The organism is Thalassolituus sp. UBA3500, assembly GCF_002377545.1.
Lineage (GTDB): Bacteria > Pseudomonadota > Gammaproteobacteria > Pseudomonadales > Oceanobacteraceae > Thalassolituus.
In genome coordinates this window covers 184,744-206,265 of sequence record NZ_DFQB01000059.1, presented here as the reverse complement: position 1 = coordinate 206,265, position 21,522 = coordinate 184,744, and the positions used below count along the sequence as shown (strand labels likewise).

Here is a 21,522-nt window from a genome sequence, read left to right as displayed (position 1 = left end):
CCATGCCCGCCGACTTTGACGTAACCATCATTGGCGGCGGGGTGATCGGCCTGGCGTGCGCACGCGCGCTGTCTGGCACCCGTTCAGTATTACTCGTCGAACAGCATGACCTGTTTGGTAGCGAAACCAGCAGTCGAAACAGCGAAGTCATTCACGCAGGTCTCTACTACCCTCCCGGGTCTCTGAAAGAATCACTTTGTATTGAAGGGCGGGAACGCCTTTATGATTTCTGCGAACACCACGACGTACCCTATCGGAAAATCGGCAAACTGATTGTCGCCCCTTCAAGCGACCACCCTGAGCTTGATCGGCTGGAACAGAAAGCGAGGATGCTTAACATCCCGATAGAGCGTCTGACACGCCACGAGATTCAGGAGCGTGAGCCCGATGTCCGCGCTGAGGCGGCACTGTTCTCGCCCGAAACCGGTATTATTGATAGCCACATTTACATGCAGCGCCTCGCACAAGAGGCAGAGCGTCAGGGCGCCCTGCTTATGAAGCAGACCCGCTACCTGAAAGGCGAAGCTGACAACGGCCTCTGGCACATCACCTTGCAGACCAGTGACGGTGACTACAGAGTCACCACTGAGCACTTAATAAACGCTGCCGGACTTCACTCACATGACGTTGCAGCCCGCTCAGGGACGGACACATCAACTCTACCAACACTCCATTATTGCCGGGGCCATTACTTCTCATACCAGGGTAAGTCGCCGTTCCGTCACCTTATCTACCCTCTCCCCGAAAAAGACCTTGCAGGCCTCGGCATACACGCCACTCTCGATCTGGGAGGTCAGGTGCGGTTTGGTCCTGACACCGAGTATCTTGTTGGTCATAACAGGCACTACGCAGTCTCAGAGGAGCTGAAAACCAAGTTCTACCACGCTATTTCGTCCTATTTTCCAAATGTTGACGTTTCTCAGTTACATCCCGATTACGCGGGCATTCGCCCAAAACTCAGCGGCCCGGGCGAATCTGCGCAGGATTTTGTCATATTTCGTGACAATCGAATGGAAACCGCGCCATTACTGCATTTACTTGGGATAGAGAGTCCGGGTTTAACCAGTTCTCTGGCGCTGGCCGATAAAATCACCGCCAGAGTTTCAACGTCGACCTGACTTTTGTGTAACATTGTGTGGCGAGTTCTTACATTGCTACTACACTCTATTTAATCGCAGCGAAATGCCGACGGTATGGGGTTTACAATTGTTCACCATAAATGACATGGCGGACACCGGAAGCCAGGGAGTAGCTGCTAATCTGAAAGTACGTTCAGAAAACGAAATCAATAAAGGGCGAACCATGACTCAAGCGATGCGAGTGACTGCAGACAACAATAACGATATCAGCACTATCCTTTCGGAACGTGTGCTGATTCCTGTTGGTTGTGATCACTGCGACAAAGAAACGGAAGTCAGTCTGGAGACTCTGAAGAGCACCAGCACTGTGATGTGTGAACACTGCTCCCACGTACGACCATTCAGCAACGTTGAAATGAACATGCTTATGGCAGTACTCGGTCGCGCGGGGTACCGGGTACCTTAACGACTTAGGGCTCTGAAAGATCAGAGCTCCGGCTGCACCAACATTGGCAGCAGCATACTCAGATAGCGCCGGAGAATTCTCTCTGGTGCATCACTGTCCCCCTCATCGAGTAATAACTGGTACTCGACAGAATGCAGGATAGCCATCACGATGGCGGTGTCCTCTTCCACCATCTGCGACCCCATTAACATGGTAATTTCGCGGACGGCATCCGTCAGGGCCTTGCGATGCATCAGTGCAAGGCGACGCACACGATCCTCAACAAATACCTCGTAACGGAACGCCTGCTCGCTGATCAGCATGCGCGTATCTTCTGCCAGCTTGCCTCTCGAAAAACCACTCAGGCTGGTTACCAGTCGCTCAATCGCTTCCAGCTGCTGGCGTGGGTCGGTCATATCGTATCCACGAATATCGCGCGCAGTATCACGGAACTCCGATGCAAACTTCTGCACGTAAGCGAGCGCCCACTCGGTGTACAGAGTAAAGGCATCCGCGATTAACTCATGAATATCTTTGAAGTAGTAGGTGGTTGCTGCCAGTGGCACTTCAGCTTCAGCGGCCACGGCTCTGTGCCTGACCCCCCTGACACCATCGCGGACAATGATGCGCATCGTCGCTTCAAGAATCTGCCGACGTCGCTGTTCACTTTTCTCGCGACTGGTTCGTCGCCCCCGGTATTTAAGCTCGGCCTTCCCTTCTTGGTCAGGGCGGCGGTCATTATTATTATTCATTATTGTCCCTCTCTGGGGTCTATTATGGGGAAATCCCCGAAGCGAATGAAGCGCCAGAGCGGCAAGACATGCGCTAAATTTCCGTCATTAGCGGCAATCTTCGACAAACAGCTCCGACCACAGCCCCCTAAAGAAAGAAAAAACACCTTATTATCAAACACTTACATTATTGGCATAGCCCATGCTACCTCCTGATAGAAAAGGAGAATTATCATGCTGCTTAACGCGCTAACGAACTACCTTCAAAACCAGCCCACCAGCTCTGACCTGCAAAGCCAGCAGACTCAGGCGCCTTCGGCTGTCTCTGAACGCGCAGAAACAAAAACTGATGACTCCTCTCCCGCGTTATACACCGTCTCTGACCGTGCGGTGATGATGAGTGCTGTTGCCATGGAGTTTGACATCCATGCGCTGGCTCCAGAACAACTCGGACAGTTCCAGAACCGCCTGCAGGAATACGGTCTGATTGATAATCAGGGCATTCAGGCGCTGAGCCTGATTCACACTGCTCGACTGAACAGCGATGATGCTGGCGTTGTGGATGCCAAAGCCATCATAGACAAGGCCTATCAGCAAACACAGGAACCCGGCGCAACCTACAGCCAGCGTAAGCAGGTTCATCAACTGCACACCCTGTTCAGCAACCTGGATTCTGCCACACCTCAGCAAAAAGCTTCATAATTCAACAGGGATGATACACTGGCTCTCCAATTTTTAACGGAGACCCGTAACGTATGTTTCGTCCGCTTCTCGTGCTGACCCTGATCCCGCTCCAGACTTTTGCAATCACCAATATTGAAGAGAAACGCCGCGCCGCTGATGCTGATGGCTGGCAAAGCAGTGCCACTGTCGGGCTGGATGCGCAATCAGGAAACACCAAAGAACGGGAATGGAATCTCGGGCTGAACACCAGCTGGCAAAATGCAGAGCATCGTGCATTTGGCTGGTACACCAGGACGTATGAATCTGTGAACGACGAACGTACCAGTGACAACACCTTTGCTCACCTGCGTTACGTGCATAACTTCCGTGCGACGGTTGGTCAGGAGACCTTCCTACAGTATGAACGCGATCCTTTTGCTGAGCTTCAATATCGTTTTCTCGCCGGTGCTGGCGTGCGTTTTCAGAAATTCTGGAAAGAAGACCAGCTGATTCGCCAGGGCGTCGGCGCTTTTCATGAATCAATCAAAGAAGACAACGGCACTGGCAACGAAGAAGCTCAACTCACACGCCTTAATCTATACACACACGGTGAGACACCGCTTGGGTACAGCCACATACTGGGCACCGTGTACTTACAGCCATCCATTGATGACACAGATGACGTCCGCGCCCTGGCACGCTTTAAAATGCGTCTGCCGCTGGCCAGCAATACAGACCTCAGCTGGCAGTGGCAAACGCGCTGGGACAGCCGCCCTCCTGAAGGTGCCGAAGAGCTGAACCACCAGACTCAACTCTCGGTCGCGATTCGCTTCTGAGGCTAATACGCTCGTAACGCTATGGCGTTGCGAGCGCGCTCATCAGAGTGCTTTTTCCATCCACTCTTTCAGCCAGAACAGAGCATCATCGTCTGGTGTCTGAGTTTCGGTTGCATCTATTGTCACACGCGGCACAGGGGCCTGCCCCTGAAGCTCACTCAGGCGCGCTTCCATCAAAGCGCCGGCCTGACAGAAGGTCATATCGTAGGAGCTGTCGCCCAGACTGATCACACCAAACGTCCGACTATTCAGCGCCGGACGCTGCTCTTCCAGCGCCGTGTAAAAGTGCATCAGGTTACTCGGGACATCGCCCCGCCCGGTGGTTGCCGTCACTACCAGAACAGCATCCCAGTCGCCGCTGTTTAAAGCATCAACACTCGCTTCAGCATCAACGCAAGGCTCATGCCCTTCTACCCGCAACGCCACCGCGCATGCGTCTGCAACGGCTTTTGCCGTGCCGCTGACCGTGCCCACAGGAATATATACTTTTGCCATAACGTCTCCTGAAAAACGCGCAGTATACCAGCTCATGCAGACCTCACTTTCGTCTGCTTTACTTATATAAGTGGCATGCATTGAGTGAAACACTATGCAGGATACATTAATCAATCGCATCGAATCGGCAGTTAACTCTCTGCTGGTGCGCTTTGCGCCTGTCTGGTATGCAACCCAGACAGTCCAGAATATGACCTTGCCCGACTACGTGCCGCTCAACCCACTCAGCACCGATGCAAACACCTGGTTCGACCTGTCCGCTGCACTGATGCAAACCAGTATCCTGTTGGTCGATGAGGCACACGGTTGGCAAGGTTTGGGAAAAGAGCTGGAACACCTGGCGGTGCAGAAGCAGGTGCATCGACCACTTTCTATTACCCGGCTGACCGGTGCGAAAGAACTTCCAGCGGGCGACACTATGGCTCAGGCCCAGACTCTGCGCGACGCGGCTCTGAACGATCAGGAGCTTGAAGCCCCCGAAAGCGAAGAAGTCTTTGATCAGCAGATGCGCGACATACCACGCACACTCACAGCCACACACAGAGAATGGGACGGCCGTTTGCTGCTGACCTCCCACGAGCTATTACCTCAACTACTGCCTCTGATCCGCTACGCCGGAGCACGCCAGCGCGACGCTATGTTACCAGCGACCGTCGTTATTGAAGGCATTCGCCAGGAAGCTCTGGAACGTATAAGGAGCAAATACTGGTGGTTTCTGATGCACCCGCAAAGCGCCGAAGCATTGGTTGTTCTGTTCAGGCAATGTGGCTTCTCTGCCATTTCTTCTGGGCCACTCGGAAAAGAAGGCAAGCACGCATTTTTCTTCTGCAACAAGTCCTCACAGGGCCTGAACAAGGTTATCTTGCACTTAATGTCGTCGAAACGCAGCGCTCAGCTGTCTGAGTTCGGCCGCTTTCTGAGCAAGCACCGCCACCGCTTCCGCACCCCCTGATACATTTGGTTACATTGCCGTATGGCGTTAAATGCCCTCTTTATAGTAAGGTATGGCGTCATCGAACACGTTAAAATTCGGCCAGTGATTAAAAACCACCGAATCGTGTAACCTAACGCCTTGAGCGACAGGCATAACAATAAAACGGATACCCCATGATCAGAGGCACCTGGAGTCTGACAGATCCACTGGTACCGGTGAACATTCCGGCCACCATGCTGAAAGTCGGCGAAGATAAAGGCGTCAGCCGTGACGACCTTCTGAAAAACACAGGCATCAGCGCTGAAGTGCTGGATGACCCATCTGCACGTCTGACCTATCAACAGCTGTTATTTCTGGCTGAGAACCTGATCCGTAACTACCCGGACGACAGTGTCGGCCTGGACCTCGGCGCAGCCATCAATATTAACCAGTTCGGTATGCTGGGCTATGCCATTCTCAGCTGTGCCGACCTGCGCAGTGCACTGCAACTGGGGATTAAATACCACACACTGGTCGACCCAGCGTTCACCTTTGAAGTGATGAACCTGGGTGAAACCTCGGCGGTACGCCTGACCAGCCATATCCCGTTCGAACACATCTACCGCATGATCTGTGATGTGTTTGTGGCGTCTTTTTCTACGCTGGCCCGCTTCCTGACCGGACGCTACGATGCCCAGCCGATTGAAGTACACCTTAATCACCCAGAACCCGAATACGCCGCCCGCTATAAAGAATTCTTCGACTGCACTGTTAAATTTGATCAGCCTCGTACCGAGTTCATCATTGATAACACCGTACTGGACTTCAAACTGGTCATGGCCGACAAAGCGACGGCAGCTATGGCCGAGAGCCAGTGTGAAGAAATCCTCGCACGCATGGGCCCCAAAGAAGGCATCATTGCCAAGGTACGCCGCATACTGCTGAGCAATCCTGGGCACTTCCCGCCGGTCGACGACGTCGCCAGCCAGCTGGCAACCTCAACCCGGACACTCAGCCGCAGTCTGCAGGATGTGGGTACGTCGTATCAGCGTATTCTCGATGAAGTGCGCAAAGAAATGGCCATTGAATACCTGCGCAGCTCGAACCTGCCGATTGAAGAGATTGCCGCGCTGGTCGGTTACAGTGACCCATCTAACTTCCGCAAGGCATTCCGTCGTTGGACTCAAAACGCACCTTCTTACTACCGCGAAGGTAAACCCTGAGCCTTAAATGTGTGCCCTTTTAACAGGGCACACACCGCATTTTACTTAATTTAAACAACCTCTCTTTTCGTCATCATAGCTTCACCGAGCTGAAACCTTTCTGTCATATCGCAATTGCAAAGTAGTGTATATGCACGAAGAACAGGCAAATGCGATGACACCAGAGCTCTCAAGAATCACCATTGTGACCGAAACCTACGCCCCCGAAGTCAACGGCGTAGCGCACACACTGGCGACTCTGGTATCCGGCATGCGAGCACGCGGTATCGAAGTTCAGATTATTCGACCGCGCCAGAATAAGCATGATCACGGCGACGAGTATTCTCTTACTCTTCCGGGCTTACCGATTCCTGGCTACCCAGAACTTAAGTTCGGCCTGCCCTACTACCGCCGTGTTCTTTCCGCTCTGAAGAATTTCAACCCTCAAGCCATTTATGTAGCTACCGAAGGTCCGTTGGGCTGGGCTGCCTGTAAAGCGGCAGAAAAACTCGGCACCGGCGTTGTCAGCGGCTTCCATACGAATTTCCACCAGTATGGCAAACACTACCGACTCGGCCTTATCGAGAACCTGGGCTACCGCTACATGCGTTGGTTCCACAACAATACAGCCGCCACTTTGGTGCCAACACAGGCGCAGGCCGACGAATTAAACAGTCACGGTTTCGAACGCGTCAGCGTCATGGCACGCGGCGTAAACAGCGAACAATTCTCGCCTGAACATCGTAACCAGGAATTGCGGGCCAGCTGGGGTGTTAATGATGACACGCCAGTCCTTCTCTACGTGGGACGCATTGCAGCAGAAAAGAATCTGCAGCTGGTAGTGCGCACCTACGAAGAACTGAAAAATCAGGACAACAGCATTCGCCTGGTACTGGTAGGCGACGGACCTGAACTGGAAAGCATTCGTCAGCGTCATCCTGAGATTATCTGCGCGGGTATCCGCCGTGGAGAAGAACTCTCCCGCTATTACGCCAGCGGCGATATTTTTCTGTTTCCAAGCCTGACCGACACCTTTGGCAACGTCGTCACCGAAGCACTCGCCAGCCAACTGGGCGTTGTCAGTTTCGATTACGCCGCCGCCCACGAACACACTCAGGACGAAGACAGCGCGATGCTGCCACCGTTTGGCGATGAACAGGCCTTCATACGTGCCGCTCTGTCGCTCAGCGAGCGCCCGAACCTGCTCAAACATATTCGTAAAAACGCCCGCGACATTGCTCAAGGCATTTCATGGGACAGCATTATCAGTGAGTTTCTGCAGCATCTGGCTGCAGCTCAGACAGAGGTAACAAGCAATGGACATTCTGAAGCAGCGCGAAGCAAGAGCCGAGTTTCTATTCCGCAAAGCGGATCACTTTGAACTAAGCCTCTGCCAACGCCTCAACCGTATGGGGCACATGCGGGCTATCCGCCTGTTTTTTAAAGGTATCAGCCGTCTGGGCGATGGTGTTTTCTGGTATTCACTGGCGCTTGCTCTGCCTCTGCTGGCGGGCATGGAAGGTCTGGCAAAACTTGGCCATATCACAGTCGCTGGGTTGGTCTGCATTCTGATCTACAGCCAGCTGAAAAATCGCCTGGTACGTAAGCGCCCGTTTATTTCATTTCCGGACATTCACGCACACACAGCCCCGTTGGATAAATACAGCTTTCCGTCGGGTCATACCATGAATGCCGTGAATTTTGCTGTCCTCTTCACTTGGGCATACCCGCCGCTGGCGTACATCGTTGTGCCTTTCGCGTTTCTGGTTGCTCTGTCACGCGTCATCCTTGGCATGCACTACCCAACCGACGTTGCCGTCGGAGCTGCGTTAGGGATTATCCTCAGCTGGACATCACTGCTGCTGTTTCCGCTGGGAATGTTTGCAGACCTGATGGGCTAAGCTGCTCTAAGGCATGCCGCTTAATGACGGACATGCCGCTTAATGACCGGCATGCCCTGACAATAGACTCCCCTGCCACACCACCCCCACCGCAAAGCGGTCCTGCTCTTCAGGCAACGTCTGATCTGAAATATATTCAGCCCTGAACTCGATCTGAGGGCGCCACTGATACAGCCACGACAGTGAAAAACGTTCAGGGGTGTGGCCATCTTCACTGAGCAGGCCAGCGCCTTCGCCTAAGGTGGCAGCGGCGGCACCCGTCAGGGTGTTATCCGCGACCAGTCGCTCCGCACGCAACGACACCGTATGGTTGTGCAAAGTAAGATAGGGCTGCAACCAAACCGCATACTGGTCTGCGACAATATCGGCTTCGCGACTTCCTGAATCGTGCAGCACACCCTCCATGTTTAACTGAGCCCACGCCCCTTTAATTCCAAGCGTAGATTCAGCGCCAATGCGAACGCTGCTGCCCGCATGAACACCGGTGAGATCAACATCACCCGTGTAACGCACGTCAGGAAATATCGTAGCCACCTCACCCAGCGCGGCGACGGGTGTATGTTGATGCCCGCCGCCGTATCTGTGGTCCGCACGCGACGTGGCCTGAGCCCGGTAATGCCAGGCGCCGATATTGGCATCGACAGAACCAACAGAAAATGAGTAGCGCGCAAAGGCATCCCAGGCACCGCCATCACTACCATCAGTTGCAGGGAACGCTTTTCCCTGCCAGATCTCTGCTCCAGCAGACCAGCCAGCCGTTTCGTGCAGCCACACACGTAAGCCCTGATCATGAAAATGACGACCAAAAAACACATCGGCAATTAACGACGGCTCGGTAAACTCTGAAGCAGATCTGTGCGCCAACAACTCTGGCGAAAATGCGGCAGTCATACGACCAGCCTCGACCACCCATGGGCCTTTTGAATCACAACAGACAAACCCCAGGCTTGCGTGCTCAATACCTACACTCTGATGTCCATCACTGCCATCGTGCGTGCTCACTCCCAACTTAACGAAAGTATTCTGATCAAGCCGCTTAGCCGCCATCACAGATACCTCATCGAGGCTCACGCCCTGCGACACAGGCCAGGCATCGCCCCCCATAGAGGTGCCAGGAATCTGCCAGAACTCGTACTCGTCAACAGGCGACGCAGAGCGCCAGGTGGTCATCACCGTGCCGTGAACCTGCACAGGCTCACCCTCTGCGGGAATATAATGCGCAGACGCCTGAGACGGCAGAATTAACACGACAGACATCCCCGCCGCACAGGCCAGACGCTTAGAAGGAGTCAGGGTTATCTTCATATTATGGTTTTCCAGCGAATCAAAAATAGTGTCTGGCGCCTGATCAGCGCCACGGATCAGAAAACCGGGGATCAGTGAGGAAAGCGTCGTCCGTCAGAGATTCAAGAAATGCCACCAGATCATCGACCTCGGCGTCGGTAATCTGGAACGACACCAACACGCCATCCTTTAAAGGGTTCATTCGCCCGTCGCCGGCATGTTCACCTGACGCAATAACACGACCGCCTGCGGCATAATTACGAATCACGCCCTCAAGCGTCGGCACCGAACCATCGTGATTGTACGGCGCGGTTACGGCGACATTGCGCAATGATGGAGTGCGGAACTGCCCCATGTGATCGGGGTTGCCCGTCACCTCATGGCGGCCGGTATTCGGGTCTGGGTAGGCCCCCATACCGTCAATATTGTAGAGACCGGTATTGTGAAACAACGGCTCAAGAAAAGTGACACCGCGATCAATGGTCGCATCACTGAAGTTATACCCGTCGTGGCAATGGAAGCACTCCAGACGCTCGCTGTTAAATAAAGCTTCGCCACGTTTCGCAGCGTCGCTCATTTCGCCACGGTCAAAGGCGCTGTCGAACGACGTCATCCCACGCACAAACGAGGCAATGGCTTTTACCGAGTTATCCCAGGCCAGCTCGCCTAACAACGGCTCGTCCTGCTCAGGAAACGCCTCGGCGTATAAACGCAGATACGTTTCGTCTGCCTGAATCGACATCAGAATCTGTTCGAAATTATCCTCATTGATACCATGCTCGATCGGCGACTCACCAAAGAGTGGCAACATAACCTGCTGCTCGATTGTGGCCAGAGCTGGGTTGCCCCAGGTGAGGTTATTAAAATACGCGGCATTGGTCAGTGACTGACTATTGCGCGGATGGACTTCACCCGTCGCACCGCTTGGGTGCTGTTGACCATCGCTGAAAGCGCGGGCCTGTTCATGGCAGCTGGCACAACTGATTTCACCATTTACCGAGAGCCGTGCGTCATAAAATAAATGACGCCCCAACTGGAATTTTTCTTCCGTCATTGGGTTATCGTCCGGCTCATACGGCAAAGGAACCGATGCAGGAACACGCCAGTCGAACGCCGACTCACGCGCACCGGCATCGTCGACGAGCGTCTGGCTCTCTGTCTGGCAACCACTCAGAAACAGAGTGGCTGCAACAAGAGCGAATAATCCGGTAACGTTAATTCTGAACACAGCAAACACAGATCTGATCACTCAGCGGCTGCTTTCTCACGTACGGAAAATACCGATTGTTCAGACTCTGCATTTTCGCCCCAGGCTAAACCCAGATTAGCAAATACAACCCCACACTCTGGGTCGGTCGTGCCAGACATACATCCCGGAGCACCACCCTCGTCCTGTGCCACGCTGACGCCACTGACCAGCGCCGCGTAATCGATCACGATCTCAGCCTGCTCGACATCAATAGCGCCAAGCTCAATCGTGATTTCAGGGCGGTTAGGATTTTCACAGGTTTCTGGCTCGGTGCCCGACTCCAGATCGGATACCGACACTGGGCAACCCGTGCTACCCAGGTGCATATTCCAACGATTGCCGGTACGCTCGCCGTCTTGCGGGTCAGTCCAGCCACCGACTGGAGCCACATCAATGCCCGTGAACTTATAGCCGCCCTGCCAGTTCCAGCCCGCGCCCGACGCCCGGCCCGGGTTGCGCAAAGGCTCCTCGGCCGCTGCCTGATCCTTGTGGTTCAGATCAAACGGTACTCCCAAGGTAAAGCGAATGGCCGTGACCGTTACGCCTTCTTCAACCGTCGCGTTGACTTGCACACCATCGTTGAAGTTCGGGTTTGCATCGGCGTCTGCTTCGCACCCCAAAGTGTCACGAAAATCGAGCTGAGCGACGCGGCTGTTCTGGGACGGGCTGCTCTCATCTGAACCGTCGGTCAATACATCATCAAGGCTGACGTTAATTTCAGTACCAGCATCCGTGACCAGCTTAAAATCGTGAACATAGAAACGAAAATCGACAAAACTAACGGTCGTGGCATCGCTACCCACGTTCAGGTAATCCTCACCACATTCAACACTGGCATCACCAACGACGGCAGCAAACGGAATCGTGGCTGAAATTTCACGAGGCCCAACAATTTCTGTCGATGAACTGCTGTCACCACCGCACGCCGTCAGCAAAACCGCTGAAGAGAGAACAGCAGCAAGTGAAAAAGAAGGCCGAAAGAAAGAAGCCTGAAGAAAAGAAGCCTGAAGTAAAGAAGGAAGAGCAGAAGTAAATGGTCGGCGCACGATGTCATCCTGTCAGTAGGTTTCAAGTGCGACGAATTATAGTGACGTACAGCAAAGAGGAAATGCGACAGGTTGTCGCACATGCGCAGCTTCTAAAGGATATAGCGCGATACAAGCTTCAGAACAGATTCAGCTGCTTCTCACTGACCTGAGGAAAACGCCCACCGATACCTAACAGGCGTACAGGCTTATCCTCACGTTTAAGAGCCTGCAACAACAACCGCTGAAACCCTTCAGGCGTTGCCGATTCCTGAATATCCGCCATGGTGGTCTGGGTAAAATCAGCAAACTTCACTTTTACGAAAGGCGCCAGAGCCTCCGGTTTCCAGGGGGTTCGGCTCACCCTCTCCTGCCATTTTTCGTAGAGAGCCGCGACCTCAGCCACACATTCTTCGTGGCGGGTTTTATCCTGAGCATAGGTACGTTCGACACTGACTGATTTTCGCTCACGATCCATGCTCAATGGCCGGTTATCCTGCCCCCGACAACGCTGGTATAAATGCACACCCGAGCGACCAAAACGGCGAACCAACTCATTAAGATCCCAGGCTCGGGCATCGTCGCAGGTTTCTATGCCCAACACCTTCAAACGTGCCTGAAGCGCAGGGCCGATACCCGGTATGCGCCCAACGGGCAATGCCTTCACAAACTCATCCACCTCCTGCGGAGGGATCATCTTCTGACCGTCGGGCTTATTCCAGTCACTCGCGACCTTAGCCAGAAACTTATTGGGCGCACCACCCACCGACACACTGATACCCAACTCATGCCTGACGCGCTCACGAATTTCAGACGCAATCATACTCGCCTGATGATCCGGATCTAACTCAAGATAGGCCTCATCAACCGACACTTGCTCAAGCAACGGAGAATACTGCCTCAGAATATCCATCACCTGAGCAGAAACCTCACGGTACAGCTCCATACGACCACGCAGCAACACAAGATCCGGGCAAAGACGCCGTGCCGTCGCCGTCGCCATCGCTGAGCGAACCCCAAATGCCCGAGCCGGATAATTACAGGTCGCGATAACACCGCGCCGGTCAGACTCACCACCAATCGCAATCGGCACATCACGCAGATGCGGCTGCTCACGCATCTCAACCGCCGCGAAAAAGCAGTCACAGTCGATATGCAATACCTTACGGCCAGGCTCACTCATGGGTACGTCACTCCTGCCCAGACACACGGGCAAATGCTCATAAGAAAACACTGTATACATAAACAGTATAGTTCGCAACACCGTTAAATTCATTGCTCATTTGCAGGATCAGGGCAAAACGAGCATGCACACTATGAAACTTATCAATAATAAATAACCCATTGGAATCAGTGAGTTACAAAACCTGATGGGGTGATAGTGTGCCGGATGTAAAGGCGGCGAAGGGGTGTAAACGCGCATGCACACTTTCACACTGGCAAAAGGCGTCGCCTCAGGCGCTTTTCATAGTGGTGACGGGGGGTTATGCTCGGATTATCAAAAAGGAGTCAGGTGTGCAAATGAGCACGCTCACGAATAAACTGTTGTACGTACATTCAACTGTAGGAGCTAGTCATATGTCTGATTTCACGAAACGAGGTGCAGATATTCGAGTGCTGGCCAAATCGTTAGTACTTGAATTTATGAAGTCAGATCCTGACTGTGGTGTAGGTTCAGATGGTTTAAAACAGTCGGTGATATTCAGAAAATGCGGACTCGACTGGGGAGACTATCCGGTTGCAACCTCATCTAACCAGCAATATTGGTTAGTGGCTATCCTTCAAGAGTTAGCAAAAGAAAAATTAATTGAGCGGGTCTCGGAGTCTGGTCCGTGGCGAATCAAAAGCTAGATTCGTACAACAAGCGGCCGTTTAGGCCACTGAAAAGCGTGGCGGGACGCGCAAAAAGCGCGCGCCCAAAGGCCGGGCGTTATATGTCAGGTAAAGGATGAGCAAACCACCACAAGAAATTGACGGTGCTAAAGTCCTCGAATGGGCTTGGTCCGGCGAAAAGCCATTTGGAGTGATTCGCTATGAGACAGGGGAAGTCGCCACAAAAATATTTGGTTTAGCAATCTGCCAGTACGAAGACTCAGAAGCGTTTTATAGATTCAGCTGTGATTTTAATTGGGAAAAAGAGCAAGATTCCGTTTGTGGCTCTATAGCCGAGGCAAAAGATAATCTTCCCAATCAATATAAAGATATCAAAGCCCAGTGGAAAAAGTATGAGTGAGCACATAACAAACAAAGGCCTTGGACTCGCTGCGCTCGTTCGGTGCTTTGGGAGTTATACGTAACCTATTATGAGTCAGTCTGAAAATTCGGTATTTGTCATATATAGAGAAGGGAGCTTCGGCTTCGAGGAAATTTCTAAAATTCTCGAAATGATGCCAGATAATGCGTCGGTAGGTACTAAACAGGGAGAAAATACAGCATGGAAATTGTTCACTCCAGACAAAGACCTCCATATTGAGGAGCAGTTGAGAAGATGGGTTGATCTTCTCGGCGGTAAGACTGAAAAGCTAAAAGAGCTCGAAGAAGGTGGCTGGACAATAGATCTAGACTGCCTGGTTCAGCCAGAAGATGGAGCTGCCATAGCTTGCTTTGATTCGGAGTTACTTCGTCAGTTATCGAATTTACATGTAAATCTTATCATCAGGTTTTGGGGGTAAAGCAACGTATAACAGAACCTCCTGGCCGGCGTTACGTGCACGAGTAGATCATAATGCTTCAAATTGACAGCTCATACGAGCAACTTAAACGAACTGATATCAAAGAAGCTGAAAGAGAGCTTTCTGTAGAGTTTCCTCCAGAGTATATTGAATTTTTAATGAGACGTAACGGTGGACGCCCATTTCCGGACGGGGTTAGAGTCAATGGAGAGCACTTTGATTTTGTTGGCTTCCTATATGCTATACGAGAAGATTCGAATCACGATGATTTAGAAAAAAATGTTAAAGCATATAGAGGCCTGATTCTTGACTACTACCTACCCTTCGGAGAGAGCCCTGGTGGCGACGTGTACTGTTTAGCCCTCAGGTCAGAGGAATTTGGTGCAGTTTACCATTGGAATCATTACGAATATGATGACGAAGTTGAGCCTTCAGAGTTTAACATGACCAAACTGGCGGGTTCGTTTAATGAATTTATTGAAGGTCTTTATGACTGTGGAACCACGTAACAATCGGCCGCTGTTACCCCTGAAAAGCACGCCCCAAAAGGCTGGGAATTAAATGTCATGATTGAGTGCCTGCGTAAATGGAAGTTACGAAAAGCCTTCAAGAGCTATATTCATGAGCTTGGGCCAGCTTTGATAAAGCGATATGGACAGCAGGATCAATTTACTGTAATGCAGGTGCAGGCTACTGTAGAGCATCTGAAGTTAGACGCTAGATTTATCGCCTATGCTGTTGCCCTTTATCGCTATGAGGAGTCAGAAAACACAATAAATATATTGGGTGTAAATCAAAAGTTCCTTGATAAGCTTCGCGCAGAAATAGCCAACTCGATATTTGACGGCAATGTAAAGTTTAGTTCTAAGCAGGTTTTAGGCTTAAGCAAACGAATTGGCTGGCAAGGTGGTGCGCCGCCTAGCTGGATGGCAAACAAACACGGACATACAAGCCTATAAGCACTTAAAAACTAAAGGCAGAAAACGTTTAGCATATAACACAACCGGACTATAATAGAGCTAACTAATGATATTTACTAAAGACGAAAAGTTACTTATAGATGCGTACAGCAAGCTCCCAGTAAAATTATCTCAGCGTATTAATATCTGGGCGGTCGAGATAATCCCACCTTCTATATTCATTTCTCTTGGATTATATAATGATAAGAAAATCTATCTGATTGCCGCAATTTTTATGTTAGTTCTTTTCAACATCATCCGATTGATCAAACAAGAAAAGACTGTAAGGCTTCTCAGGTCAATATCTAACAAATTAAAGATGGATACTGATAAATATTAACAAGGCCAGCCAATCTGGATGATATTCACTACTGGACGAAGAGTATCAAACCAATGAAAACCCTTAAAATACATAAGCAGTTTCAGGATTTTTCTGTCATTGGTAGGTTGATAGGGTTAACTATGTTCTTCGCTGCTTCAAATCAGCTGGACATAGAATGGGGCTTGATCAACTCTGCATGGATACTTACTACTGGTATGTTGATATCTGCCATCACAGGAGACGTTCTAGGTCTTCTTTTTGGCGGACTTTACCTTTGCCGAACAGGAAAGGCGGGGGAAGTAGACAGGTGGTCAAGATTTAAAGTATACAGAATGCCGTGGCGCATCTGGGCTCAATCCTACTTACGCAGTTACTCCAGCCGACGGAGATAGTGCTTAACACTGGTGCCAAAGTAATCCAATATTCATTCAAGACGAAAATTATTAGCTGCCCCTTCTTATGAACATCGAATTATGAACATCGAAGAATTATCAGAAAATCTATATGACGATCTGAACGGACGTATTCTGACTGTAGATTACACAGATGATTTAGTCATTGATTTCCTGTGTGATGATTGGAATGATCCTGAAGTCTCCCGCCATTTCAGAATCATTTGCCACGGAGTGAAGGAAACCGAGATTCTTCCTTGTGTTTCAGGGGAGGTCGAATTCACAAGCTCTCACCAGCTACTGTGGAGCTACAATGAACAACAGGGTTACCTTTACTACACATCAAAACCAGAAAGTAGGTACGAACTACTGGGCAGAATCTGGGAGGCGCATGAGAAAGTACTTGGTGACTGGCGCTCACTTGCCGACTTCGCCAATACATACGATGTAGGGCACGCTATAGCGTTCTGCGAGGGCTCTAATGGATTACTGGCACGTGGGCCCAAACCTCTGATGGATATATATAAGGTTGCAGTGGATAACTATATTCACACCAACTTTGTTCCCTCACATACCCCAGAGGGTGGATACAAGGCTTTGGTATTTGATACATGCTATGTCATATGTAAATCAGTGGCAGTGGAAGAAGTGTATCCTAGTTAATAATGACTGACGTACGGCTAGAACGAACATGTTCGAGTATTATGAAATCGATTCTTAGAATTTCTGGTTTAGTTGGGGCTATTTCGTTTGTTTTATTCTTCGCAGTCCAATTCTATGCGGGTTGTTGTGGCGAAGTGCCCACTTCAGCTCAATGGTATGCAACCAGCTTTGAAAGCCTGCTCATGTCATTCCTGGGTTCATACTGGTTCCTAGGTTTGTTTCTGTGTGCCTGGTTCGGAATCTTAGCAAAATTAAGTTCAAACAGCGGCTGGAAGACCCTTTCTGAGAAGTACGGCATCAAAAGGCTTACAGGGGATCGCTTACAATTCCGCGCGGTTAGTGGATATGTTGGGGAGGTCCGCTGCGATGGGTCATTGAAAATCGCAGTCACTACTCAAGGCCTTTACCTTAAAGTTCTCTTCCTATTCAAATTCGGTCACAAGGATCTTTTTATACCGTGGAGTGACATTACTATAAGTGTCGAAAAGAGAGGGCTGCCACCTGCAAAAGCACCTTTATTTCTGAGTCGTTTGGTGGGGAGGCTATTACGCAGCAATTATCTGAGAGTTCACCTTCGACAGTTTCCTGACCAGAAACTCATACTAGAAGTACCAGATAGTCTCTTAACCCATATCCCTTCAGAGATCATGGAATCGACCGCAAAGCAGCTTTCGTAAGCCCACCACTGCAACACTGAGTGCCATCTTAAGCCAGTGTTTGACCTGAGGTGTAATTCAGGCATTCTTTAGGCTGAGTTTTACAGCAACGTTTTTATGCGAGGCCATCATGAGCGAACCCGTAGCAGAGCCAAAGAAAGCCGAAGAATCCACCGACTGGGATGAGCTGTCCTTCCTGGATGATATGGAGTTAGGTGAGATCGATCCTGAGTCGTACCAGGAGCAGGAAGACGATGGCTGCGAAGGCGGTGCCTGTAAGATCTGACGTAGCTTTGCACTTCTCCGTCTGCCCTGCGGTACAGGCGGTCTGCTATAGTCGGCGTTCTGTTCCGGGACGCCACTATGCTTGATACCACCCATGTTTGATAAAGCCATACAGGATGCCCTGATTCTTTGGGCAACCATTGATCCTATTGGCACGCTTGCCATATTTTCTGCCTTAACTGCGGGCATGTCAGTTACCCAGCGTCGTAAAACCGCGACCCGCGCTGTGCTGTATGCCGGCGGCGTTCTGATTGGTTCGTTGGTGATTGGTCAGGTGCTGCTGACAGCCATGGGCATCAGTTTGCTGTCGTTCCAGTTGGGGGGTGGCATTATCCTCTTCCTGTTCGGTTTGCAGATGATCTTTACTGAAAACGACCAGAGCTCGGGCAAAGAGCCTGACCACAATGTGGCCATTTTCCCGATTGCGATCCCAGCCACGGCAACCCCCGGCGCTATTCTTGCGGTGATTCTGCTAACCGATAACCAGATCTACCCGATTGCTCAGCAATTGATGACGGGGCTTATTGTCGTAGCAACGCTGGCCATTACCTGGGTGATGATGTTTTTCTCAGACCGTATTCTTGCGGTGATTGGCAGTGGTGGTGCATCTCTGCTGACGAAGATCATGGGGATGATTCTGGCGGCCTTATCCGTTCAGCTGGTGATGAACGCCATAGGTGTCGAGCAATGGGCAAATATCGGCCCCTGACGAGAATCCATACGCCTGACCGAATAGACTCATAGCGCCATTCGTTGGCGTGCAGGTCCCATCCTTTAATCGAGAGTTAATGAATGGTTATTAGGATGTCCCGACACCGTCTCGCCTCTTTTCGCAAGAAGTCTATGAAAAATTATTGAAAGACTGATAGTTTAAGAGTCCGCTTTTCAGTATTTAAACAGGAGACTTTTATGCGCCGCACCGCAACCCTTCTGGGTACCACTCTGGCACTTATGTCAGGTAGTGCTCTGGCTGACGATTTTGCTGTTTCAAGTGACACCTTTGCCGACGGCAGCACCCTGGCGAATACTCAGGTGTTTAAAGGCTTTGGTTGCGAAGGGGAAAATATCTCACCCGATCTGAGTTGGACAGCAGGCCCTGAGGGCACCAAGAGTTATGTGGTCAGAGTCTACGACCCGGATGCACCTACAGGTTCGGGTTGGTGGCACTGGATTGTTTATAACATCCCGGCGGATGTCACGACTCTGCCAACTAATGCAGGCATGACCGGGGGCGAAAATCTGCCTGATGGCGCGGTGCATGGCCGCTCAGATTTTGGCACTTACGGTTTTGGTGGCGCATGTCCGCCAGTGGGTGATGACCCTCACCGCTATATATTCACAGTGCACGCCCTGTCTGTTGAGCAGCTGGACCTACCAAAAGACGCCAGCGCTGCTCTGATCGGCTATATGGTGAATGCGAATACCATAGAGAAAACCTCAATCACTGGCATGTACGGTCGTTGATTGATGCCCGTTAAGGTCTGGAGCAGTCTGTTGTTTTTTACAGTACTGCTCTCTGGTTGCTCTGGCTTTCAGGCGCTTCCCGGTCCCGATAGCCAGAGTTCAATCCAGTTTGAAAACCCGGATGTCCGCTCCCGCCTCTACAATGAATACCAGCAATGGCAGGGCACGCCCCATCGCCTTGGTGGTTTATCAGAGCGTGGGATTGATTGCTCAGGGCTGGTATACGTGACGTTTCGTGATGAATTTAATACCCAACTGCCGCGCAGCACCCGCCAACAATCCAGTCAGGGTGTTCCGGTCTCTCGACACTCGTTGCGCTCCGGGGATCTGGTATTTTTTGATACAGGAGTGAACTCCCGGCATGTCGGCATTTACATAGAGCAGGATAAGTTTCTGCATGTGTCGAGCAGTCGCGGGGTTATGGTCTCGTATCTGACCTCCGATTACTGGAAGAAGCGCTTCACTCACGCCCGGCGAGTACCCATACACTAGCCTGTTCAGACATAGCAGCCCCGCGGCATTTCTGCTAATTTGTCGCCTCTCATAAATTCGTATTTATTCTTACTTTTATTAAGCCCATATTTTGAGGACGCTCATGACCGATTTCGCCAAAGCCAAGTCTGAATTTCTGGATTCTCTGACCACCGATGAGCATATGTTTGCATCGACACTGGCGTTTATCGAAGGCTGGTACGATTTCACGCCAACCGCGTTCAATAACGGCGGCGTGATGAATAGCGCAGACCAGAATCAGGGCAGCGCTAAGGTGTTTGCTCTGAGTCAGCTACTGGAGCTGGACAAAGAAACGACGCTGCGTCTGTTCGGCGAACATTATCGTGATGTGCTGGCGACGCCAGACGTTGATAACCACCACAACCTGCGCCGCGTTCTGCGCGAAGGCACCGATAACATCACTTTCGATCAATTTCCGCTGAAGGCGAAAGCATGAACCGTCTGGTCAACAGCCTGCAACAGTCTACCTGGGCACAGCGCCTCGGCCTGTTACTGGCCATTGCCAGCTACGTGGTACTCTGGCCCGGGGTGACTGAGCCGATCATGACGATTAAGGCCAGCGTGAATATGTTTGGCCTGAAGGCAGAACTGTTCAACGAGACCCGTTCCATCTGGGAGACGGTGACATCTCTGAATGATCAGGGTTATGCCCTGGTGGCATTTCTGATCGTGACTTTCAGTGTGGTTATCCCAGTACTTAAAGGTCTGACGATTCTCTTCACCTGGTTGTGGCCAAGCGATCTGCGCTGGCGCATTGTCGCCGCGATCAGCAAGTGGTCGATGGTCGATGTGTTTGTGGTCGGTATTCTGGTGGCATTTTTAACCGCCAAAGCGACCGCTGAAATGCAGGCGACGCTGCTCGATGGTTTCTGGTGGTTTCTGAGCTTCTGCATTCTGTCGATCATCTCAGGTCAGTTGCTCGCTCAGCACCGCCTGCCCAAATAATTCCCCCGGAAGTACCCCTGCCCTTTCTCTATTGAGATAGCGTCTATACTGGAAGCCGACGATCCAATCCTCCGGAGGCTTCCAGTGACCATCATCCCGCTGAACCATATTCTTCTGAAAAGCCCGTTGCTGGCTGACGATATTCTCAAAGAGCTGACGTTAGGCGCCCGCTTTGAAGATCTGGCGGCCGAACACTCAGCCTGCCCGTCGGGTTCAAACAAAGGATTTGCGGGAGATCACGACGTCGATGATCTGCCCGAAGAGATGATTCAGGCCATGCAGGAATACGACGGCAGCAGCCCTTGGATTGGCCCGGTAGAAACCCGTTACGGTTTTCATATTATTCGCCCGGCCGGACAAATAGGAGAGCTGCGAGAGCGGATTGATGATATTCACACCACCGATCCGGTTCCAGAATCAGAATCGGTTCCAATTTCAAATTCAGACGCAGACTCAGCCTCTAACGACGATTAATCCGGCGTCAGAGCACGCACCAACGCCTCAGAGGCCGATGCGGCGCCGTAACAGGTCTGAATAAATTCAAGTTCACCCCAGCACTCAAACCTCAGTCTGGGCAGACTGATACGCCAGTGCTGATCCGCCGCACTGATGCATTGCAGACCTTCGGTGAACTCATCCCCTAACCAGTCAAAATCGTATTCTGACCATAAGCGAAATACTGCAAAGGTACGCGGTGCAGACAAAAAATCCCGATGCACTTCATAGACCAGCCAATGCGGTGATACGTCGTCACCGCGAGCGATCAGCAAGCAGTTGTCGGCCTGATCATTAAGATCAGGCGTGGGTAGTTTACTCATAGTTTCTCAC

29 protein-coding genes are annotated in these 21,522 nt (G+C 51.3%); 22 read left to right on the top strand and 7 right to left on the bottom strand.

Features of this window, described 5'->3' with window-relative positions:
* Nucleotides 1-2: 2 nt before the first annotated feature.
* Entirely contained in the window at nt 3-1,118 is a 1,116-nt protein-coding gene (locus B2R29_RS15425; protein ID WP_301181869.1) for an NAD(P)/FAD-dependent oxidoreductase, read from the top strand.
* Between the two features lie 88 nt (nt 1,119-1,206).
* Entirely contained in the window at nt 1,207-1,545 is a 339-nt protein-coding gene (locus B2R29_RS15420; protein WP_301181868.1) for a hypothetical protein, read from the top strand.
* 20 nt (nt 1,546-1,565) lie between these two features.
* On the opposite strand, the gene B2R29_RS15415 is transcribed toward B2R29_RS15420, so the two are convergent.
* On the bottom strand, nt 1,566-2,276 hold the full coding sequence (locus B2R29_RS15415; RefSeq protein ID WP_301181867.1) for a TetR/AcrR family transcriptional regulator: 711 nt from the start codon (nt 2,274-2,276) through the stop codon (nt 1,566-1,568).
* A gap of 213 nt (nt 2,277-2,489) precedes the next feature.
* Here B2R29_RS15415 and B2R29_RS15410 point away from each other — a divergent pair, with 213 nt between their 5' ends.
* A complete protein-coding gene (locus B2R29_RS15410; RefSeq protein WP_301181866.1) occupies nt 2,490-2,957 on the top strand; it encodes a hypothetical protein in 468 nt (155 codons plus the stop codon).
* A gap of 53 nt (nt 2,958-3,010) precedes the next feature.
* Nucleotides 3,011-3,754, top strand: a complete 744-nt coding sequence (locus B2R29_RS15405) for a DUF481 domain-containing protein (RefSeq protein WP_301181865.1) — start codon at nt 3,011-3,013, stop codon at nt 3,752-3,754.
* Between the two features lie 42 nt (nt 3,755-3,796).
* Here the strand turns inward: B2R29_RS15405 and B2R29_RS15400 are convergent, their stop codons facing one another.
* Nucleotides 3,797-4,249: a flavodoxin domain-containing protein gene (locus B2R29_RS15400; RefSeq protein WP_301181864.1), complete on the bottom strand. Its 453-nt coding sequence runs from the start codon at nt 4,247-4,249 to the stop codon at nt 3,797-3,799.
* A 94-nt stretch (nt 4,250-4,343) separates the two neighbouring features.
* Between B2R29_RS15400 and B2R29_RS15395 the strand changes: the two genes are divergently transcribed.
* The 4 genes from B2R29_RS15395 (at nt 4,344) to B2R29_RS15380 (ending at nt 8,265) form a co-directional block, all read left to right on the top strand.
* Entirely contained in the window at nt 4,344-5,201 is an 858-nt protein-coding gene (locus B2R29_RS15395; RefSeq protein ID WP_301181863.1) for a hypothetical protein, read from the top strand.
* Between the two features lie 155 nt (nt 5,202-5,356).
* Nucleotides 5,357-6,385 carry an AraC family transcriptional regulator gene (locus tag B2R29_RS15390; protein ID WP_301181862.1) on the top strand — a complete coding sequence of 343 codons (1,029 nt, stop codon included), beginning with the start codon at nt 5,357-5,359 and terminating at the stop codon, nt 6,383-6,385.
* 130 nt (nt 6,386-6,515) lie between these two features.
* Nucleotides 6,516-7,745 carry a glycosyltransferase family 4 protein gene (locus B2R29_RS15385; RefSeq protein ID WP_301181861.1) on the top strand — a complete coding sequence of 410 codons (1,230 nt, stop codon included), beginning with the start codon at nt 6,516-6,518 and terminating at the stop codon, nt 7,743-7,745.
* Entirely contained in the window at nt 7,681-8,265 is a 585-nt protein-coding gene (locus tag B2R29_RS15380) for a phosphatase PAP2 family protein (protein WP_301181860.1), read from the top strand. Before B2R29_RS15385 ends, B2R29_RS15380 begins: the two co-directional genes overlap by 65 nt.
* A gap of 39 nt (nt 8,266-8,304) precedes the next feature.
* Here B2R29_RS15380 and B2R29_RS15375 read toward each other — a convergent pair whose 3' ends face one another.
* The 4 genes from B2R29_RS15375 to dinB form a co-directional block, all read right to left on the bottom strand.
* Nucleotides 8,305-9,570 (bottom strand): hypothetical protein, encoded by a 1,266-nt coding sequence (locus tag B2R29_RS15375; protein ID WP_301181859.1) that lies wholly within the window; start codon nt 9,568-9,570, stop codon nt 8,305-8,307.
* 43 nt (nt 9,571-9,613) lie between these two features.
* Nucleotides 9,614-10,777, bottom strand: a complete 1,164-nt coding sequence (locus tag B2R29_RS15370) for a methanobactin export MATE transporter MbnM (protein ID WP_301181858.1) — start codon at nt 10,775-10,777, stop codon at nt 9,614-9,616.
* Nucleotides 10,778-10,794: 17 nt separating this feature from the next.
* On the bottom strand, nt 10,795-11,844 hold the full coding sequence (locus tag B2R29_RS15365; RefSeq protein ID WP_301181857.1) for an MbnP family copper-binding protein: 1,050 nt from the start codon (nt 11,842-11,844) through the stop codon (nt 10,795-10,797).
* A 118-nt stretch (nt 11,845-11,962) separates the two neighbouring features.
* Nucleotides 11,963-13,006, bottom strand: a complete 1,044-nt coding sequence (gene dinB, locus B2R29_RS15360; protein WP_301181856.1) for a DNA polymerase IV — start codon at nt 13,004-13,006, stop codon at nt 11,963-11,965.
* 395 nt (nt 13,007-13,401) lie between these two features.
* Here dinB and B2R29_RS15355 point away from each other — a divergent pair, with 395 nt between their 5' ends.
* From B2R29_RS15355 to B2R29_RS15290, 14 genes are all read left to right on the top strand, one after another.
* Nucleotides 13,402-13,674: a hypothetical protein gene (locus tag B2R29_RS15355; protein ID WP_301181855.1), complete on the top strand. Its 273-nt coding sequence runs from the start codon at nt 13,402-13,404 to the stop codon at nt 13,672-13,674.
* Between the two features lie 97 nt (nt 13,675-13,771).
* Nucleotides 13,772-14,056 carry a hypothetical protein gene (locus B2R29_RS15350; RefSeq protein WP_301181854.1) on the top strand — a complete coding sequence of 95 codons (285 nt, stop codon included), beginning with the start codon at nt 13,772-13,774 and terminating at the stop codon, nt 14,054-14,056.
* Nucleotides 14,057-14,126: 70 nt separating this feature from the next.
* Entirely contained in the window at nt 14,127-14,495 is a 369-nt protein-coding gene (locus B2R29_RS15345) for a DUF4279 domain-containing protein (RefSeq protein ID WP_301181853.1), read from the top strand.
* Between the two features lie 53 nt (nt 14,496-14,548).
* On the top strand, nt 14,549-15,004 hold the full coding sequence (locus tag B2R29_RS15340) for an SMI1/KNR4 family protein (protein WP_301181852.1): 456 nt from the start codon (nt 14,549-14,551) through the stop codon (nt 15,002-15,004).
* Between the two features lie 57 nt (nt 15,005-15,061).
* Nucleotides 15,062-15,454, top strand: a complete 393-nt coding sequence (locus B2R29_RS15335; protein WP_301181851.1) for a DUF6559 family protein — start codon at nt 15,062-15,064, stop codon at nt 15,452-15,454.
* Nucleotides 15,455-16,249: 795 nt separating this feature from the next.
* Nucleotides 16,250-16,831, top strand: a complete 582-nt coding sequence (locus B2R29_RS15330) for a hypothetical protein (RefSeq protein WP_301181850.1) — start codon at nt 16,250-16,252, stop codon at nt 16,829-16,831.
* Between the two features lie 41 nt (nt 16,832-16,872).
* Nucleotides 16,873-17,508: a hypothetical protein gene (locus B2R29_RS15325; protein WP_301181849.1), complete on the top strand. Its 636-nt coding sequence runs from the start codon at nt 16,873-16,875 to the stop codon at nt 17,506-17,508.
* 109 nt (nt 17,509-17,617) lie between these two features.
* Complete coding sequence (locus B2R29_RS15320; protein WP_297533792.1) at nt 17,618-17,773, top strand: hypothetical protein; 156 nt, start codon at nt 17,618-17,620, stop codon at nt 17,771-17,773.
* A gap of 93 nt (nt 17,774-17,866) precedes the next feature.
* Nucleotides 17,867-18,481: a MarC family protein gene (locus B2R29_RS15315; RefSeq protein WP_297533794.1), complete on the top strand. Its 615-nt coding sequence runs from the start codon at nt 17,867-17,869 to the stop codon at nt 18,479-18,481.
* 200 nt (nt 18,482-18,681) lie between these two features.
* A complete protein-coding gene (locus tag B2R29_RS15310) occupies nt 18,682-19,236 on the top strand; it encodes a YbhB/YbcL family Raf kinase inhibitor-like protein (protein WP_301181848.1) in 555 nt (184 codons plus the stop codon).
* A gap of 30 nt (nt 19,237-19,266) precedes the next feature.
* Entirely contained in the window at nt 19,267-19,728 is a 462-nt protein-coding gene (locus B2R29_RS15305; protein WP_301181847.1) for an NlpC/P60 family protein, read from the top strand.
* A 103-nt stretch (nt 19,729-19,831) separates the two neighbouring features.
* Entirely contained in the window at nt 19,832-20,185 is a 354-nt protein-coding gene (locus tag B2R29_RS15300) for a HopJ type III effector protein (protein ID WP_301181846.1), read from the top strand.
* Nucleotides 20,182-20,694 (top strand): paraquat-inducible protein A, encoded by a 513-nt coding sequence (locus B2R29_RS15295; protein ID WP_301181845.1) that lies wholly within the window; start codon nt 20,182-20,184, stop codon nt 20,692-20,694. The genes B2R29_RS15300 and B2R29_RS15295 overlap by 4 nt, the downstream gene beginning before the upstream one ends.
* An 84-nt stretch (nt 20,695-20,778) precedes the next feature.
* Complete coding sequence (locus tag B2R29_RS15290; RefSeq protein ID WP_300428574.1) at nt 20,779-21,168, top strand: peptidylprolyl isomerase; 390 nt, start codon at nt 20,779-20,781, stop codon at nt 21,166-21,168.
* Here the strand turns inward: B2R29_RS15290 and B2R29_RS15285 are convergent.
* Complete coding sequence (locus B2R29_RS15285) at nt 21,165-21,512, bottom strand: hypothetical protein (RefSeq protein ID WP_300428573.1); 348 nt, start codon at nt 21,510-21,512, stop codon at nt 21,165-21,167. The genes B2R29_RS15290 and B2R29_RS15285 overlap by 4 nt on opposite strands.
* Nucleotides 21,513-21,522 lie beyond the last annotated feature (10 nt).